This is a genomic window from Fodinisporobacter ferrooxydans, from assembly GCF_022818495.1.
Classification (GTDB): Bacteria; Bacillota; Bacilli; order Tumebacillales; family MYW30-H2; genus Fodinisporobacter; species Fodinisporobacter ferrooxydans.
On record NZ_CP089291.1, the window covers coordinates 820,105 to 835,451 of the forward strand.

Here is a 15,347-nt window from a genome sequence, read left to right on the forward strand (position 1 = left end):
TTTTCAATAAATATTAACCGAGCAGACGGAGAACCGCTTGAGGCGCTTGGTTTGCTTGCGCCAGCATCGCTGTGCCTGCTTGTACAAGAATTTGGTTCTTTGTGAAGTTCATCATTTCCGCAGCCATGTTTACGTCTTTTACACGGGAGTTGGCGGCAGTCAGATTTTGTGAAGCGGTATTCAAGTTGTCAATGGAAAACTGGAGACGGTTTTGTACAGCTCCAAGATTCGCACTGTAACCGGAAACTGTGGAGATCATCCCATCCAAACTTGTGATTGCATTCTGCGCATTAGTCAATGTAGATACTGAAATTGAGTTGATCGCAGTACCGCCAATCGAACCTTTCACATTGTACATGGAAACAGTCATAGTTTGGCCATTATTGGCTCCAACCTGGAATGTAAGCGACGCATTCGAACCATCCAGCAAGTTCTTTTTGTTAAACTGAGTAGTTGAAGCGATTTGATTTAGTTCTGTTGCAAGCTGACTAATTTCTTTTTGTGTCTGGGCTCTGTCAGCAGTGGTGTTTGTATCACTCGACGCCTGTACTGCCAGCTCCCGCATCCGAGTCAAAATGTTGGTTACCTGAGTAAATGCACCCTGCGCTGTTTGAACCAAAGAAATAGCATCTTGCGCATTTCGTGCCGCTTGGTTCAAACCATTGACCTGATTCGACATTTTCTCGGAAATCGCCCATCCTGCAGCATCATCTGCGGCAGTATTGATCCGGTAACCGGAAGACAATTTTTCCATCGAATTTTGCTGTTGCAACTGATTAAAATTCAGGTTGTTCAGGGCGTTTAACCCCATCAGATTGTCTTGAATAATCATCGACATAGGTAACATCCTCCTTGAATATGTATTCGCGCACATCCTTGTGCTTGATAAGATTTTTCGATCTACTTTCTTTCGATCTACTCAATCTATAATATCGGTCAATAGTTTTAAAAGATTAAAGGAGATATATTGTTGAATTTACCAAATATACAACTATATCTTTCCAATGCTTTGAATATCTTTCTAATTCGACTTATTTCATTTTTTTTAGCAAATCTTGCAATTTTTCTATTTGCGCTGTATTGGCTGCTTGTTTGTTTTCCTGAAGAATGGCAGAATAAATTTCTTTTCTGTATACTTTTACTTCATCGGGAGCCTTAATGCCCAAACGCACTTGCTCACCTTTTATTTCTATAATCTGCACTTCAATTTCCCCATTGATCACAATGGATTCACCGGTTTTTCTCGTCAGAACGAGCATTAAGACCCCACCTCCAACTCCTCCATCGATTGAAACGCGATGGGATGGCGGGTCATCAGACCTTTCAGCTTCTGCAGTATCACTTGCTCGCCAATGTGAAACTTCGTATGAATCAAAATGGGAGCCAAAAGATTGACAGTAATTCCTTCCTTCTCGGAAATCGTGGCAATTACCCGTACCAGCAAGCGTTCCTTCTCCTCCATGGACCATCCCGCTTCTCCGGCTATCGTTTCCACATCAGGGAAACCGGTAAAATATTGATAAGGATTTACCAGAAGAAACATCAAATCCGGTTCGTCAATCGATTGCATAAAGAGAAATGGTCGATATTCTTCCAGATCAATCATGACATACCGTTTCGCCTGCGGAAACCCAGGCACACCTTTCGCAAAAAAGACGATTTGTGTTTCTTCTATCGCAAGAAGACCAAATTTGCTTGTTTGTACCTCCATTGTATGTATTCACCCTTTCCCTTTCGAATTAAAACTTTCCTTTCAACTATAAATGAGCAAAAATACTTACAAATTTATACAACAAAAAAGTATAGACTGCCTCTAGGCCAGCTTTAATTGTTGCAAAACAGCTTCAATAGGTACTTGATTCTTTGCAGATTCATAAATCCATTGGACGTAGTCCACTTTTACTTGCTTTCGTACCATTATAAGTCCATCTCCAAATTTTGAAGGCTGACCTAAACCGATGGTGCAATATAAATGTGTCAGCGAAAGTAGTATCCAAAGTCGTTCTATTGCACGAATGGAACGAACTTGATATCCATCAAAACCTAGATTTTGTTTAGTTTGCCGAAAGAAAATCTCGATCGGCCAACGGCGACTATAATAATCAAGGATGGTTTGTGTCTCTAAGGATACATCTGTACACAGAAACGCATGTAATGCTTTCGAATTTTGAAACGCATCCAATGGCCAGCAAAGGAGTACCACCGCATTCTCAATGCCATTTAAAGCTCCTTCATATCGATACACCCAATAGGTAGATCCGTTTACGGTCACGAGGCAAACGTCCTGTTTGGTCACATACGATGCGAAGGTACTAATTGGAACTCGAATCCCTTTGGGATAGACAATGCGGTTTGTTTTGAGTGCACCAATTAAATGGTATCCTCGCTCTGCATAAGTATTCATAAGTTTTGGGCATGTATACCATGAATCGACCAATGCATATCCAGAATAAAGTGGAATCGGCATGGTTTTGGCCAAATCACAAGCGTCATCAATTTTGCTTTGGCTCGATTTATCATAACGGTGAATATCATGAATGAGAGAATGTTCTCCACATTGAACAATCGTAGCCTGAACTTGATGACCCCAAACGGTTTTTCCTTTTAAGTGGGAATGATGGTAGTCTGTTTGTTCGATTGGGTGTTTTGCCTGTGACGAAGGCTTTGTCTTCTCACTAACAGTATCATCATGAATCACAAAAATAGGCTGTTCTGTTTGTTTGGCATGAGACAAAACAAATGAAAGCGATTCTTGTTTTACAAGTCTTTGGATATACGATTCGTCCCAAACACCATCCGAGAGAAAGTGTCCAATGGATGTTCGATGACATGAACTCCATTCCGCTATATCTACCACTTTACCACGATACCCTTTAGCGGTAGCTGCAATAAAAAATTCTTGAATATGCCGCAAGGCAGGCTTTGAAACATATAAGGATAGCCTACGGCTTTTTAAGAAATTGATTATTGCTTCGTGGTTTGGTATGGTAGTATTATGAGACATTTGTGAATCCTCCAGGTATGGTTTTGTGTGGTAACTTAATCTTATACCACAGGAGAGGACAAATGTCTCTATTGTTTTTAATTGGTAAAGAAATGGAAGCGAATTTGCTCATTTATAGCTTTCAAATTAAAAAAGGAGCAATAAGAAGCTCCTGATGTTGCGACGAAAATTTTGCTATCGTTTTCGAACGCCTAAATTTTGGAATCGAACTGAGTACCCGCAACCTGTATTGTAATAGACGGATAACGAGCCATAGAAATCCGAACCTTTCCCAATTCCGTATGAAATCGCACCGGGTTTGGAGATGCATGGATTTGCGGATTGTTTGCCTGTACATCGATTTGGACAGGAGCCGACTTGTAGGAAATATGAATCGGTGTATTCGGTATCAGACCTACATTAAAATCATGCACAGGCGGTTGGGAGTTCTTGGCAGCCATATCCGCAATTGCATTTTTGTTTTTAAAATCGGATTTCAATTGATCGCCATCTGCTGCTGTTTTTGCAATATAGGCGAGCGCCGCGTTGTGCCCGTCTTGGGCTGCCTGTTTTTCCAATTGACCGGAAGACATAAGCCCTTCCTCTGCAAACTGCTCTGACTGGTCAATGGCCAACTGCCCCTCAGACGCATGAATGCGCATTGTGGCAGGTTGTTGATGAATGGTCATGTTTGCAGGCAACTGCTGAATGTGTATTTTGGCAATCGTCTGATGAATCGCGATCAATCCGGATACCTGATGTATCTCCAGTTGGGGAACCATCTGCACACCCCGTTTACGGTAGAACTGTTTAAATAGCAGGAAAATTTTAGTGCATGCATGAAATTTCTTATCGCACTATTATCGCACTATTTTAGAAAGTCTACTAAAGTAGAAACGATAATACGTGAGCCAGCAGCCAACGCTGCCTGCTGCACATTCTCCGCCGTTTTTAAATTTGTTATGACTTTCGCCATATCCGCATCCTGGACATTTGACAGAAGCTTTGTCAAATTCAGCTTCGAATCTGATAAACGGTTTGTAATCAACTGAACACGATTCAAGCGCGCTCCAACATCAGCGCTCGCATTGTTTATTTTGGAAATCCGTGAATCGATCAAACTCAAGGAATTTTCAGCAGCTGACTGTGCTGTAGTGGTGTTGCCGGATTTCAAAGCGGTTTCCAGATTCTGCAGGACAGTAAACACATTATCCGTTTCCGCCGATTTTCCAAATACATCTGCACCGCTCACGTTGACAGGAATTGTCGTATTTTCATCCACCTGATACTGAATGGTTCGCGTATCCGGATCTTTGGCAGTCGGATTGTTCGGATCATACGGTTGCTGATTCACCATTTGGCCATTAAATACATATTGGCCGTCAAATTGTGAATTCCCGACTTGCACCAGTTGACCCTTCAACTGTTCCAATTCACTTCCGATCGCCGAAAACTCGTCCGCACTGTTTGTTCCATTGGCAGCCTGCACCGCGATCTCGCGAATTCGTTGCATGACAGTCGATACCTGACTCAACTGCGTGTCCGTATTGTTTAACCAGCTTTGTGCATTGCCGGCGTTTTGCGTGTATTGATCATTTTGCGCCAATGCGGTCTTATATTGCAACACCAATCCCGTACCGACCGGATCATCGGAAGGAGCATTCAATTTTTTCCCTGTAGAGAGCTGTTCCTGGTATTGAGCGAGTCGATTTGTGTTATTTTCCAAATTAAAAAGCATATTTTGATTTAACATGGTTTGTGTAATTCTCACAGTTTGCTGAACCTCCTTGGCAACTCTGCGTTACTGCACCATACTATTGATCGTGTTGAACATCTGATCCATAACGGATACCATTTTCGCTGCAGCGTTATACGATTGTTGGTATTTGATCATATTCGCCATTTCTTCATCAATCGAGACACCGCTGACAGATTGACGCTGGTTGCTAATTTGATTCACTAATGCCTGTTGATTCGTCACATTTTGGTTTGCTTGCTGCCCTTGAATCCCGATTTGATCGATAATGGCATTATAATAACCGGTGACCGTTCCTTGCGGATATGTAATTCCGTTCGCAGGGGCATTGGAAAAATCCAATACACTGCTGCCGAAATTGGATGCCATCGCGGCCAGATCGCCATTTCCCGCTACTGCTTGCAAATTCCCATTTGCGTCCGGTTGCGCTTGTGTTGTTGCAGCAATGTTCCGAATATCACTTGTAATAGCATCGCTCACTTTAATATTGGCAGCAGTAAAAGTAGAACTCCCGTCGGATGTCTGAAAAAAAGCAGGGGCATTTGTCGACGGGCTTTGCGCTGTATACCCTAACTGATGCAAACCGTTAAATCCTGCTACTGTAATAGTTGTTCCAGTTGGCAATTCACCGTTATATTTTGCGGGAATATTTGAAACAGGATCACCTTTTGAAAGTTTCGTACCATCCGGCAATACTGCATCAAACGGCATACTTGTCGTATTGGCCGGAAACGCATAAGTATTCGGCAAACTTACTTGTGCGTTTCCCTGTACAAAAGTATTGACCATTGTGTTTAACATGCTCTGATAATTGGTGACATTTGCAATCGAGTCAGAGTATCCCTTCAACTCCCCGCTCGCAACCGGAATAGACAGATTCCCGGAAGCATCCGCCGTTAGCTGTGTAACTGTCGGTGTTGCAGTACCGGAGGCATTGACAACTGTTTGCCCGCCAATTTTCACGGTATATGTACCGTTTCCTTCAGCAACAGTGACATCCGTCAATTTTGACAACTGATCCAACGCTTCATCCCGCTGGTCACGCAAATCATTGGCCTTATCGCTGCTGGATGCCTCTATCGTATTGATTTGCTGAGTTAAGCCGGAAATTTGCTGAAGATACACGTTTACCTGTTTTACATCCGCCTGCACCCCGTTCAGCAGATTTGTTTGTGTATCCTGCAAACTTTTCGCCGTACTATTCAGCGTATTTGTCAGTGTTTGAGCACGCTCCTGAACAACAGATCGGGCAGACGGATCATTGGAAGATTGCGGGTTTGCCAACTGTGCCCACGCATTAAAGAATTGTGTCATAACCGTACTTATCCCCGTATCGGAAGGTTCATTGAAAACTGCCTGAATCTGATTCATCGTCGTTTGATTCTCCGTCCATTGGCTTAGAGTGCTGTTATTATCCCTATACTGCTGATCCAAAAAGGAACTCCGAATGCGGGTAATATCGGACATCACTACACCTGTGCCGATTTGCCCGGCAGTCTCGGAGCGGGTCAGTCCCGGCTCAAACATGGGGGTATCTTCCGTAAGGTCGACGCGCTGGCGGGAATAGCCCGGCGTATTCGCATTTGAGATATTGTGGCCGGCTGTATTCATCATTGCCTCATTGGCAAATAATGCGCGTTTTAATAATTCGAGTCCATGAAATGTTGAAATCACGAATCAGAAAGCCTCCTCACTATGCCTTGAAATCATACAAAGATGTTTGTTGCTTGCCATAGCTGCCCGCATCTGCGGGTTGATATGTAACATCTTGCGGATCCGGATAGAGCAATTGCATCGTATGATGGACGAATTGCAACGATTGGTATAAAAGACGCGCATTCAAGTCATTTTTCTCTTTTAATTCTTGATAGATTTTTGGAAATTCATTGTTCAGGTGGTTCATTCGTTTTTTTTCGTCTTCGTTTCGTGTGAGTATTTGCAGTCTTGACAATGTAAGATCTTGCTCGGGGATTCGCTCTTGCATGGCTATAAATTTCAACTCTTGCAGACGCTTTTGTTCAAGGGAAGACAGGAGTTTAAAATATCCCATTTCTTCTTGCACAATCCGATCCAATTCTTTTATATCGCCTTGAATCAATACATCTTTTTTCCGGTCAGCCAATTGCAACAATTCCACATGTGCATCATATAGTTTTTCAACTGTATCCAATAACAAGGCAAGTTGGCTCATTTCTTTTCTCCCCCAATTGAACGGCTTGGCCGTACTATAGATCCATGCGTCATGTCATTAAAGAGGATGTTCAAAAAGTAGTCAAAACTCCACGGCGGATTGCTTTGCCGAATCCCAAAAAGGCTTACTCATGTACCAAACACGTACACTCCGTTGCCTTTTCGTGCTTCGGCTTCGCACTCCTTGTGTCTTACTTAACCACTTTTTGAACACATACATTAAAAAAGATCCATTTAGAAAAATAAATGAAAAAAGATCAATCAAAAATCGTTCAATTCCATTTGTTCGTTCGCTTCGTCCCGATTTATGGTTTGTCTTTCTATAAACTTTGGAACTATATCAATACATAAAAGTCTCAAGATTGAGATTGTGAAAATGCGTCATAGACCTTCCGTGCCACTTCCCGTGCATCCACGGCATATGTTCCATCTTGAATCGATGACTTTAAATCATGGATTCGGTTTTCCCGATTCGCACGTTCTGCTTGTTGTACTGCCGATTCCTCTGCATCCGGCGTCTGCGCCAAGTGAATCGCTTCTTCGGAAATCGACACTTGATCTGTCTTCCGTTCCGATTTTATCTGATTTGAGTCCCGACCGGAATAGGAATGCTTCTGATATGGATTGACGCGCTGGACAGGCTGCGATTCATTGATTTTCACAAATATTCCCCCTTGACCGTTCCTTCTTGATCTCTTGTGTTTATCCCAAACAAAAATGCCGATCAGATCGTATTACATTCTGTATCGGCATAGATTATTGAAATGGTAACGGGTAAATTCTTTTAATATGCGTTAAATTAACTCGTTTCCTCAATTATGCTTCTCTTTTCATATAGTATCGTTACTTTTCTTACTGCTAAAATTTTTTATCAAAATCATTTTTTATATTCGAATAATAGCCGGATTTCGATTGATTATACATTTTCATTTCCCGATCTGCCGCTACTGCTTCTTTCAGTTTTTGCACATGCTGCAGCGAGTTTTTCATACAATCATCACAAATCTTGCCTTTTGTAATAGGTGCTCCGCAACGCTCGCATTCATAGTGCAGGCCCGGATAATGGTAAGCAATCAAACGGCCTTCCCGCACAAATTTGTAAATCGTGCCAAGAGGAACCTCTGTCGCTTCCGATACCTCGTAAGGCTTGGCATTCTTATGTTCGCGCAGATAATCGCGAACGGTATGAAACGCTTCATCTTCCGCCCGAATGCAATCCGGACAGACATCCCGCAACGCTTTATTAAACAACTTCCCGCACAGAGGACAGTTTGCTAATGCCATGATACACGTACACTCCTCTTGGTAAAATGTGATCCAAGCGTAAATGTGAGTCAAGTATATGTATGGAGAAACATATTCAACTCGTATGCGCATGGTTTGATTTGCACACGGCTTTGTTGTAGGAACCGATTCCACAATATGTTTCTCTTGTAAGTGTACCATGGTTTTGCAAATCTCACACTATGCTTTCCGTATTCAACGAATATCGGTTACGAATTCCAATAGTTTATACGATTGGGGTGTTACAAATCCGCTCGGTTCCCATTCTAGAAACATATCCATTTCCATTTCCATTATCTTAAACCACTCGCTTTTTTCAAGATCAAAATCAATTCACCGGGCAACTGTCAACACCCATACACCTGTGCATCCCTTGTGCAACAATTCCTTGGTACATGCTTCCACCGTCGCACCGGTTGTAAAAACATCATCCACCAACAAAATATTTGCATTGCTAACCTTGTTATGAAATGTTTCCGAACATTGAAAAGCTCCTTCGAACGACCGCAAGCGCTCGATGCGAGTTCGGGATGCTTGGCTGCTGCGCGTGGAAATGCGCTGGAGAGGCTCCAGAATAGGTATTCCGGAATATTCGCTAAGTTGCTTTGCCAAAACATACGCTTGATTAAATCCGCGATGACGCAAGCGGTCTGGATGAAGCGGTACCGGTACGATATAGTCAAAAGGAATTTCGGCAAAATACCGGGTCCAAGCTTCACACAGCCATATGCCTAACCAGTGAACCGCTTCCAGATTCCGTTCGAATTTTAAAATCCGGATCAGATCTTTCGCCGTATCTTTATAGCGAACCGCTGCACGGGCAAAAACAAAGGGCCGCTCATGTTCCATGCATTCGGAGCAAACCAGCAAACCCGAGCGATTGTTTGAATCATTGTTTGAATCATTGTGATACGAGTGATAATTAAAAACTTTTCCGCAAATGACACAGTCTACAGCTGTGATCGGATTTTTTCGACTTTGGCAGGCATGGCATAACCAGATGCGTGATTCCGGAATCTCTGATAGACCCATGTGTTTCAATTGTTCTTCGGATAATGAAGTTTCACAAACGAGGCATTTGCATAGAGTCGGATAGAGAAGATTGAGAATTGTATTCCACCATGGAGCGATACATCTGAGTGCAGATTTATACGATTCTTTTAAGTGAGTTTTAATAGAATCAACAACTCCTGCTTATCTGAAATTGTTTGTATTATACCATTCGCAAACTTAGAAAAGATAGACGATTCTCCAATTGCGAAAAATTTTCATAGAAATTTTCCAATATGATATCAAATCATTTGAAAACGCAGTAAAATTTTCAAATAAGTAGACGATCCACATTTCGCAAGAGATGTGTCGCTAAATCTAAGAAAACTAGGGACCGTTCTATGGCCTTTGATAATAAAATAAAGCCAAAATACCCGGACCGACATGTGTGCTAATGACCGGACTTAACTCATGAATTTCTGTAATAGCCCCCGGAAATTCCTCTGACACACGCTGTTCCAATTGCTGCGCTTCTTCCAGACGCCGCGTGTGGATCACATTGATTTGCAAATGGTCAGGGTCTATGTTTTGTTTGACCAATTCGATGATGCGATCGAGTGCTTTGCGCTTTGTTCGTACTTTTTCGAACAACTCAATTTTCCCATCCTGAACAGTCAGGATCGGTTTGATTTGCAAAAGGGAACCAAACAAAGCGGCCGCACCGCCGATTCGCCCGCCTCGATGCAGATGATCCAGTTGGTCAACGACGAAAAATGCTTTTGCTGTACGGATCAATCTTTCCACATGTGCGAGAATCTCTTCCTTGTTTTTCCCGTCCCGTGCCATTGTCGCCGCTTCGATTGCCATGCGGGCCATCGGTTCGCTCGTGATTTGGGAGTCGATAACGGTGATATCACCCCCGACCATATTGGCTGCAGTAACTGCGGAAGCGTATGTACCGCTTAATCCAGACGAAAGAAGAACCGCGATTACCTGATCATGTGCTGCAAGCGCTTTTTCAAATGTCTGAATCATATCTCCCACTGCCGGTTGGGATGTTGTCGGCAATATCGGCGCGCTTTCCAACAATTGAAAAAATTGATCTGTATGTATATCAATGCCTTCTTTAAAGCTGTCTTCCCCCAAATTTACAACAAGAGGCAGGATAAAAATATTGAGTTCCTGGGCAACTTCCGGTGGAATTGCTGCAGTACTGTCCGTGACAATCGCAATTTTGGCCATTGAATTCCCTCCAATCATACTGTAGAGACATCTTACCATATCATAAGCTGACTTGTGTAACATTCATTCCTTGTCAAACAAAAATCGCGAAAAAATAAGACCGCCTGCGCTTGGCTGACGATCCTAATTTAAAAAGGCGTTATTTTATACGTTGTTTTATACGTTATGTTTGACGTTATATTTTAGGGTATTTCGATTCGCATTCAGATATTGCGCCATTGTTGTTGCACCTTAGCTGATGCACTTGAGTTATTGTACTTTTTGTTTCAGTACGTGTACGTCCAATTGCAGGTTGCCAACGGTGTTATTTACAAACCGGATCGTATTGTCCAAGTCAATCACTCGCTTTTCCAACACGTTGACCTGAAATTTAACATCATCTACTTTTTCAGATATCGCATCCATATGTTTTACAACTTCCTGAAACCCGTCATTTACATATTTTTTCATTCGACCTTCTGATTCTTTCACAGATTGATCTACATGCTTCTGCATACGGCCTTCTGACTCTGCCAGAGATTGATCTACATACTTCTGCATCCGACTTTCAGACTCTATCAGAGATTGATCTACATACTTTTGCATCCGGCCTTCTGACTCTGCCAGGGATTGATCTACATACTTCTGCATCCGGCCTTCTGACTCTGCCAGGGATTGATCTACATACTTCTGCATCCGGCCTTCTGAGTCTTTTAGAGATTCATTCAATCTTCTTTCAAATGTTTCTCCCAGCCGCTTTTCACTTTCACGCAACAAATTTGCCATTTGTGAAAGCAAAATGTTTTCGTCCATAATCTCACGCTCCATCAACAATCTATAAGAGGATGTTCAAAAAGTAGTCAAAACTCCACGGCGGATTGCTTTGCCGAATCCCAAAAAGGCTTACTCATGTACCAAACACGTACACTCCGTCGCCTTTTCGTGCTTCGGCTTCGCACTCCTTGTGTCTTACTTAACCACTTTTTGAACACGCACTATAACGTACCCGGCGTTTGATGTTTCAGCGAAGATGCGTTCGGGGTTCTACCATGTCATTTGCCCAATCGTCGTCGGGCTTCACGGTTCAGGCCGGCTGTTTTCTCCTCAAACAATTGATCCCACTTGCTCTGATAGCGTCGATACACAATCGGATACCTCTTCTTCAGGCGATTGATGCCTACAGCCATTTCCTCATGCATGAATTCCATTTCCTGCACAAGCTCCTTGGGAAGCATTTGATCATACATGGAGGAGGCATCAGAGTCGTCGAATTCATCCCAAAACCATTTCGAAGCCTTCATGAATACCAACGGGAATAAATCCCTGTCGATGGCCATGCGATCGATTTCTTTTTGAATGCGGACCAGATTTTGCAAGTCCTTTCTTTCATCCAGTACCAACGGGTGTTTCGGATCCGAAAAATGAATCAGATCCATAAACAGTTCCGCTTCACGAAACATCGCAGCTTCAAAAAATCCTTCGTATTCATCAATCAGAGCGCTGATCACCAACAGCTTATCATCTTCCGCCTGAATGGATTTTAAAAACTGCCGCACTCTTTTTTGAACTTTATCTTTGATCTGCCACTTTCCCGTTCGGACCATCGCATTGATCCACTCGATAAACAGGAAAATGTGCTCAGGTTCCTGCGTTTCGACCGACGGCAATTCAGATTCAATCAGATTCCAAACTTCTTCCTCCCGCCCCAATGCCTGATACACATGAATATACAACCTCCGATACATGGTTGCGTATTCCGGGTATTGCTCCTGCAATTGCTGCAATACATCAAGGGCTTTTTCAGTATGATCCTCATCAAGAAGGAATTTCGCCTTGATGACGAGTATCTTCACCTGATCCTCGATTGAGTCCGTTCGTTCCAAGAGCTGTCGGGATTGCCGCTCAAACTGTTCCAAATCGCCTTTCAATATTTGCACATGCATGAGTCCAATACCTGCACCTAGCATGTTCGGAGAAATATCGAGAATTTGCGTTAATAATTTCTCGGCATCTGTCCATTTCTCCTGCTCCATATACTCCACGGCTTCATTTAGCATATTTTCAATGGAACCGCCGAATTTGCGCATCAAATCGTATTCCTGCCGTTTTGCAGGATCGCGCAACGTCTCGTAAGCTCTTCGAATTCGTTGAAATTCTTCGGGATACTGTTGGGGCGGGTACTGTTTTACCAGTTGAATATAACTTTCTTTGATTCTTTCCGGTCTGGCATTTGCACGTACGCCCAAAATCTTATAATAATTTTCGACCTTTGGCTTGCTCCGTCTTTTTCGCGTCGGTTTTTTTGTGGCTTCCATCGGAATACACCATCTGCTCCATTCGCTTAAATTTCTAAATCGATCAATTCATCTGCAGCTTCTTCAATCACCCGTTCCAATTGATAGATGTCTTCGTCTCGCAGCGCAAGATCCAATAAATCAATGACTTTTTGCGCCCGTTCCCGCCCTTTGGCATCCAGCTCGTCCATCAGTACAAAGGCACGCTCCCGCAGCTTCCTTGCCTCTTCGTGCAGCACGGTCGGTGCTGCCTCGTTATCTTCATCGATCTCTTCCAACTCAATATCATCCAATAATTCATCTAAGGTTTGGAAATCGATATCTTCCAAATCCTCTGCCTCTTCATCAGCTTCAACCAAGGATGCATTCTGCCATAAGCTGTCCAGCCGTTCCATACTTTCTTGGAACGCAGCTTTGGAATCCCGATTCAATGCGTCTTGTACTACGACACTCATTTGCTTCCCGGTGGAAAGGCACATCGCCGACACTTCCAGGATTCCATTTAAGTTATAACGAAACGTTACTTCTATTTTTTCCTGTTTTTCAAAATTGGCGGGGATGCCTCCCAATAAAAACTCCCCTAATCTATGGTTATGTTTCACCCAATCATGCTCACCCTGATAAATCTCAATCGCTACCTCGGTCTGTCCCGGCACGGAAGTATAGAATGTTTGCGACTTAGTTACCGGAATCGTGGTATTCCGAGGAATGATCGGAGCAAACCCGCCCGGACGTTCGGCAACTCCTTTCCATTCTTTTACGACGGCGATCCCCATGGAAAACGGAGCCACATCTGTTGCGACAAGTCCGCTGTCGGATAAAGCTCCTGATTTCAAACCGGCCTCGACTGCTGCACCTAACGCAACCGCTTCGTCCGGATTTATATCCGTGCGCGGATCTTTATCGAATATTTGCCGGATCAGTTCCCGCACTCTGGGAATTCTTGTGGATCCCCCAACCAAGAGCACTTCATCGATATCATCTGGATGCAATTGGGCATCTTTGAGCACGCTGCGGACGCTTTCGATCGTTTCCAGCAACATATCGTCAATCAATTCGACAAATTGATCGCGCGAAAAATCTACTGACAGTCCGACCGGTTTATTATCTTTCACTGTCACCAATGGCAAATCAACAGAAACGACTGCTTCCTCACTCAATGCTTTCTTTATTTTTTCCGCTTCTTCTTTCAGCAACGCACGCGCCCGCAGATCTTCCCTGGGGTCCAGCTTACTCTGGGCAATGATTTTTTCCGACAGCCAATCAACGATTTTCCAATCGAAATCTTCCCCACCCAAATGGCGGTTCCCGGTAGATGCCTTGACTTCCAGTATGCCGCTCATCATCTCAACGACAGATACGTCGAACGTACCACCGCCCAAGTCATATACAAGAAAATGCCGATCTTCATCCATATGGTCTAGCGCAAAAGCGAGAGCCGCTGCAGTTGGTTCGTTAATAATACGCTCAACGATAAATCCCGCCAATTCCCCTGCTTCTTTCGTTGCTCTGCGCTGCTCATCCGTGAAATAGGCCGGTACTGTAATGACCGCTTCCTTTTCTCCCTCTCCATACAGATCGTCAACATATGATTTGAGTTCTTTTAAAATAAGGGCGGAAATCTCCTGTGGAAGCAAGGCTTGTCCGGCAATCGAAACAGGTTCTTGCGATCCCATTTTGCGCTTGATGGCGGCAATCGATCGGTCAGGCATTGCAACAAGAGCGTCTCTTGCTTCATTGCCGACTATGACGTTGTCCCGCAAATCGATAAGAACAACAGAGGGGATGATGCGGTCGCCATTTGGTGACGGAATGATTTCGGGACTTCCATTATGGATATAGGCAACTGCTGAATTTGTTGTACCTAGATCAATCCCGACAATAGGTCGAAACGCATGTTCATTCTTTTCATTATAAATTGTCATCGAATTTCTCCTTTTCCAAAGTGATAACCTGCGCCTTTCGCAACAATGATCCGTCTTTCCAGACAAACCCTCGTTTTACGACTTCAATGACTTGGTAGGGAACATCAGCTTGTCCGCTTTCAGCCAGAATCAAGTGTGCTCTTGCGTCAGTTTTCGGAACGGTGCCGATCGATTCTGCGAATCGCGGATCAAAACTGTTTCCGAGAACCTGCATTTCGTGAATGTCCAATTTGTCAAGCACGTGCAAAATCTGTTCGCTCCACTGCTCAAATAATCGATTCCATGCCGCCTGTTCTTCACTCTCCGTGCGGGAACGAACCAAATCCAGATCATCGAGCCAGCGGATCAATGCTTCCGCCGTTTCTTTCAGTTTCGTTTCGGTCTGAATGTTGCGTTCTTTTTCAGCAGTATCTTGAACTTCCTGCCATTGAATAACCGTTCCGATCGACTCATTTAGATTTTGCAATTTTCCCAGTATATCGTTACCGGTTTTATATTGCAGACGTGTCAGCTTGCTCAGCTGTTCTTCCAGCAACCGCCCTTGTTCTTCCAACGATTGATTTTGTTCACTTATTTGTTCAATTATTTGTTCACTCAATGGATGTAACGTTTCTTTTACAGAAGAAGTGATTCTTCCAATCAACCAATTCAACATAACTGAGAACTCCTTCAAAATACTAAATCCTATAAACTATTGTACGGAT

The 15,347-nt window shown here is 43.4% G+C and carries 16 protein-coding genes; all 16 read right to left on the minus strand.

The features are described from left to right. Positions 1–13: 13 nt before the first annotated feature. On the minus strand, positions 14–832 hold the full coding sequence (locus LSG31_RS03930) for a flagellin N-terminal helical domain-containing protein (RefSeq protein WP_430734265.1): 819 nt from the start codon (positions 830–832) through the stop codon (positions 14–16). 199 nt (positions 833–1,031) lie between these two features. Beyond that, positions 1,032–1,259: a carbon storage regulator CsrA gene (gene csrA, locus LSG31_RS03935; RefSeq protein ID WP_347438104.1), complete on the minus strand. Its 228-nt coding sequence runs from the start codon at positions 1,257–1,259 to the stop codon at positions 1,032–1,034. Beyond that, complete coding sequence (gene fliW / locus LSG31_RS03940; RefSeq protein ID WP_347438105.1) at positions 1,259–1,711, minus strand: flagellar assembly protein FliW; 453 nt, start codon at positions 1,709–1,711, stop codon at positions 1,259–1,261. The genes csrA and fliW overlap by 1 nt, the downstream gene beginning before the upstream one ends. Before the next feature lie 102 nt (positions 1,712–1,813). After that, entirely contained in the window at positions 1,814–3,004 is a 1,191-nt protein-coding gene (locus LSG31_RS03945) for an IS701 family transposase (RefSeq protein WP_347438106.1), read from the minus strand. Positions 3,005–3,195: 191 nt separating this feature from the next. Continuing rightward, complete coding sequence (locus LSG31_RS03950; RefSeq protein ID WP_347438107.1) at positions 3,196–3,765, minus strand: DUF6470 family protein; 570 nt, start codon at positions 3,763–3,765, stop codon at positions 3,196–3,198. A gap of 86 nt (positions 3,766–3,851) precedes the next feature. Then, positions 3,852–4,754, minus strand: a complete 903-nt coding sequence (flgL, locus tag LSG31_RS03955) for a flagellar hook-associated protein FlgL (protein WP_347438108.1) — start codon at positions 4,752–4,754, stop codon at positions 3,852–3,854. Positions 4,755–4,784: 30 nt separating this feature from the next. Then, a complete protein-coding gene (flgK, locus tag LSG31_RS03960) occupies positions 4,785–6,413 on the minus strand; it encodes a flagellar hook-associated protein FlgK (RefSeq protein ID WP_347438109.1) in 1,629 nt (542 codons plus the stop codon). Between the two features lie 19 nt (positions 6,414–6,432). Continuing rightward, complete coding sequence (locus tag LSG31_RS03965; RefSeq protein ID WP_347438110.1) at positions 6,433–6,930, minus strand: flagellar protein FlgN; 498 nt, start codon at positions 6,928–6,930, stop codon at positions 6,433–6,435. Between the two features lie 355 nt (positions 6,931–7,285). Next, positions 7,286–7,591, minus strand: a complete 306-nt coding sequence (locus LSG31_RS03970; RefSeq protein ID WP_347438111.1) for a flagellar biosynthesis anti-sigma factor FlgM — start codon at positions 7,589–7,591, stop codon at positions 7,286–7,288. 196 nt (positions 7,592–7,787) lie between these two features. Next, positions 7,788–8,213, minus strand: coding sequence for a TIGR03826 family flagellar region protein (locus LSG31_RS03975; protein ID WP_347438112.1), 426 nt, complete (start codon positions 8,211–8,213; stop codon positions 7,788–7,790). 333 nt (positions 8,214–8,546) lie between these two features. Next, entirely contained in the window at positions 8,547–9,062 is a 516-nt protein-coding gene (locus LSG31_RS03980; RefSeq protein WP_347438113.1) for a ComF family protein, read from the minus strand. Positions 9,063–9,602: 540 nt separating this feature from the next. Next, positions 9,603–10,445 carry a DegV family protein gene (locus LSG31_RS03985; RefSeq protein ID WP_347438114.1) on the minus strand — a complete coding sequence of 281 codons (843 nt, stop codon included), beginning with the start codon at positions 10,443–10,445 and terminating at the stop codon, positions 9,603–9,605. 249 nt (positions 10,446–10,694) lie between these two features. Then, positions 10,695–11,237, minus strand: coding sequence for a hypothetical protein (locus tag LSG31_RS03990; protein WP_347438115.1), 543 nt, complete (start codon positions 11,235–11,237; stop codon positions 10,695–10,697). Between the two features lie 239 nt (positions 11,238–11,476). Then, a complete protein-coding gene (locus LSG31_RS03995) occupies positions 11,477–12,739 on the minus strand; it encodes a J domain-containing protein (protein WP_347438116.1) in 1,263 nt (420 codons plus the stop codon). 26 nt (positions 12,740–12,765) lie between these two features. Then, positions 12,766–14,643: an Hsp70 family protein gene (locus tag LSG31_RS04000; RefSeq protein ID WP_347438117.1), complete on the minus strand. Its 1,878-nt coding sequence runs from the start codon at positions 14,641–14,643 to the stop codon at positions 12,766–12,768. Further along, complete coding sequence (locus tag LSG31_RS04005; protein WP_347438118.1) at positions 14,630–15,298, minus strand: nucleotide exchange factor GrpE; 669 nt, start codon at positions 15,296–15,298, stop codon at positions 14,630–14,632. The genes LSG31_RS04000 and LSG31_RS04005 overlap by 14 nt, the downstream gene beginning before the upstream one ends. Positions 15,299–15,347: the final 49 nt, after the last annotated feature.

Coding starts and splice junctions, on each gene's coding strand:
- LSG31_RS03930 (WP_430734265.1), bottom strand. CDS start 832: ATGATTATTCAAGACAATCTGATGGGGTTAAACGCCCTGAACAACCTG.
- csrA (WP_347438104.1), bottom strand. CDS start 1,259: ATGCTCGTTCTGACGAGAAAAACCGGTGAATCCATTGTGATCAATGGG.
- fliW (WP_347438105.1), bottom strand. CDS start 1,711: ATGGAGGTACAAACAAGCAAATTTGGTCTTCTTGCGATAGAAGAAACA.
- LSG31_RS03945 (WP_347438106.1), bottom strand. CDS start 3,004: ATGTCTCATAATACTACCATACCAAACCACGAAGCAATAATCAATTTC.
- LSG31_RS03950 (WP_347438107.1), bottom strand. CDS start 3,765: ATGGTTCCCCAACTGGAGATACATCAGGTATCCGGATTGATCGCGATT.
- LSG31_RS03965 (WP_347438110.1), bottom strand. CDS start 6,930: ATGAGCCAACTTGCCTTGTTATTGGATACAGTTGAAAAACTATATGAT.
- LSG31_RS03975 (WP_347438112.1), bottom strand. CDS start 8,213: ATGGCATTAGCAAACTGTCCTCTGTGCGGGAAGTTGTTTAATAAAGCG.
- LSG31_RS03980 (WP_347438113.1), bottom strand. CDS start 9,062: ATGGAACATGAGCGGCCCTTTGTTTTTGCCCGTGCAGCGGTTCGCTAT.
- LSG31_RS03985 (WP_347438114.1), bottom strand. CDS start 10,445: ATGGCCAAAATTGCGATTGTCACGGACAGTACTGCAGCAATTCCACCG.
- LSG31_RS03990 (WP_347438115.1), bottom strand. CDS start 11,237: ATGGACGAAAACATTTTGCTTTCACAAATGGCAAATTTGTTGCGTGAA.
- LSG31_RS03995 (WP_347438116.1), bottom strand. CDS start 12,739: ATGGAAGCCACAAAAAAACCGACGCGAAAAAGACGGAGCAAGCCAAAG.
- LSG31_RS04000 (WP_347438117.1), bottom strand. CDS start 14,643: ATGACAATTTATAATGAAAAGAATGAACATGCGTTTCGACCTATTGTC.
- LSG31_RS04005 (WP_347438118.1), bottom strand. CDS start 15,298: ATGTTGAATTGGTTGATTGGAAGAATCACTTCTTCTGTAAAAGAAACG.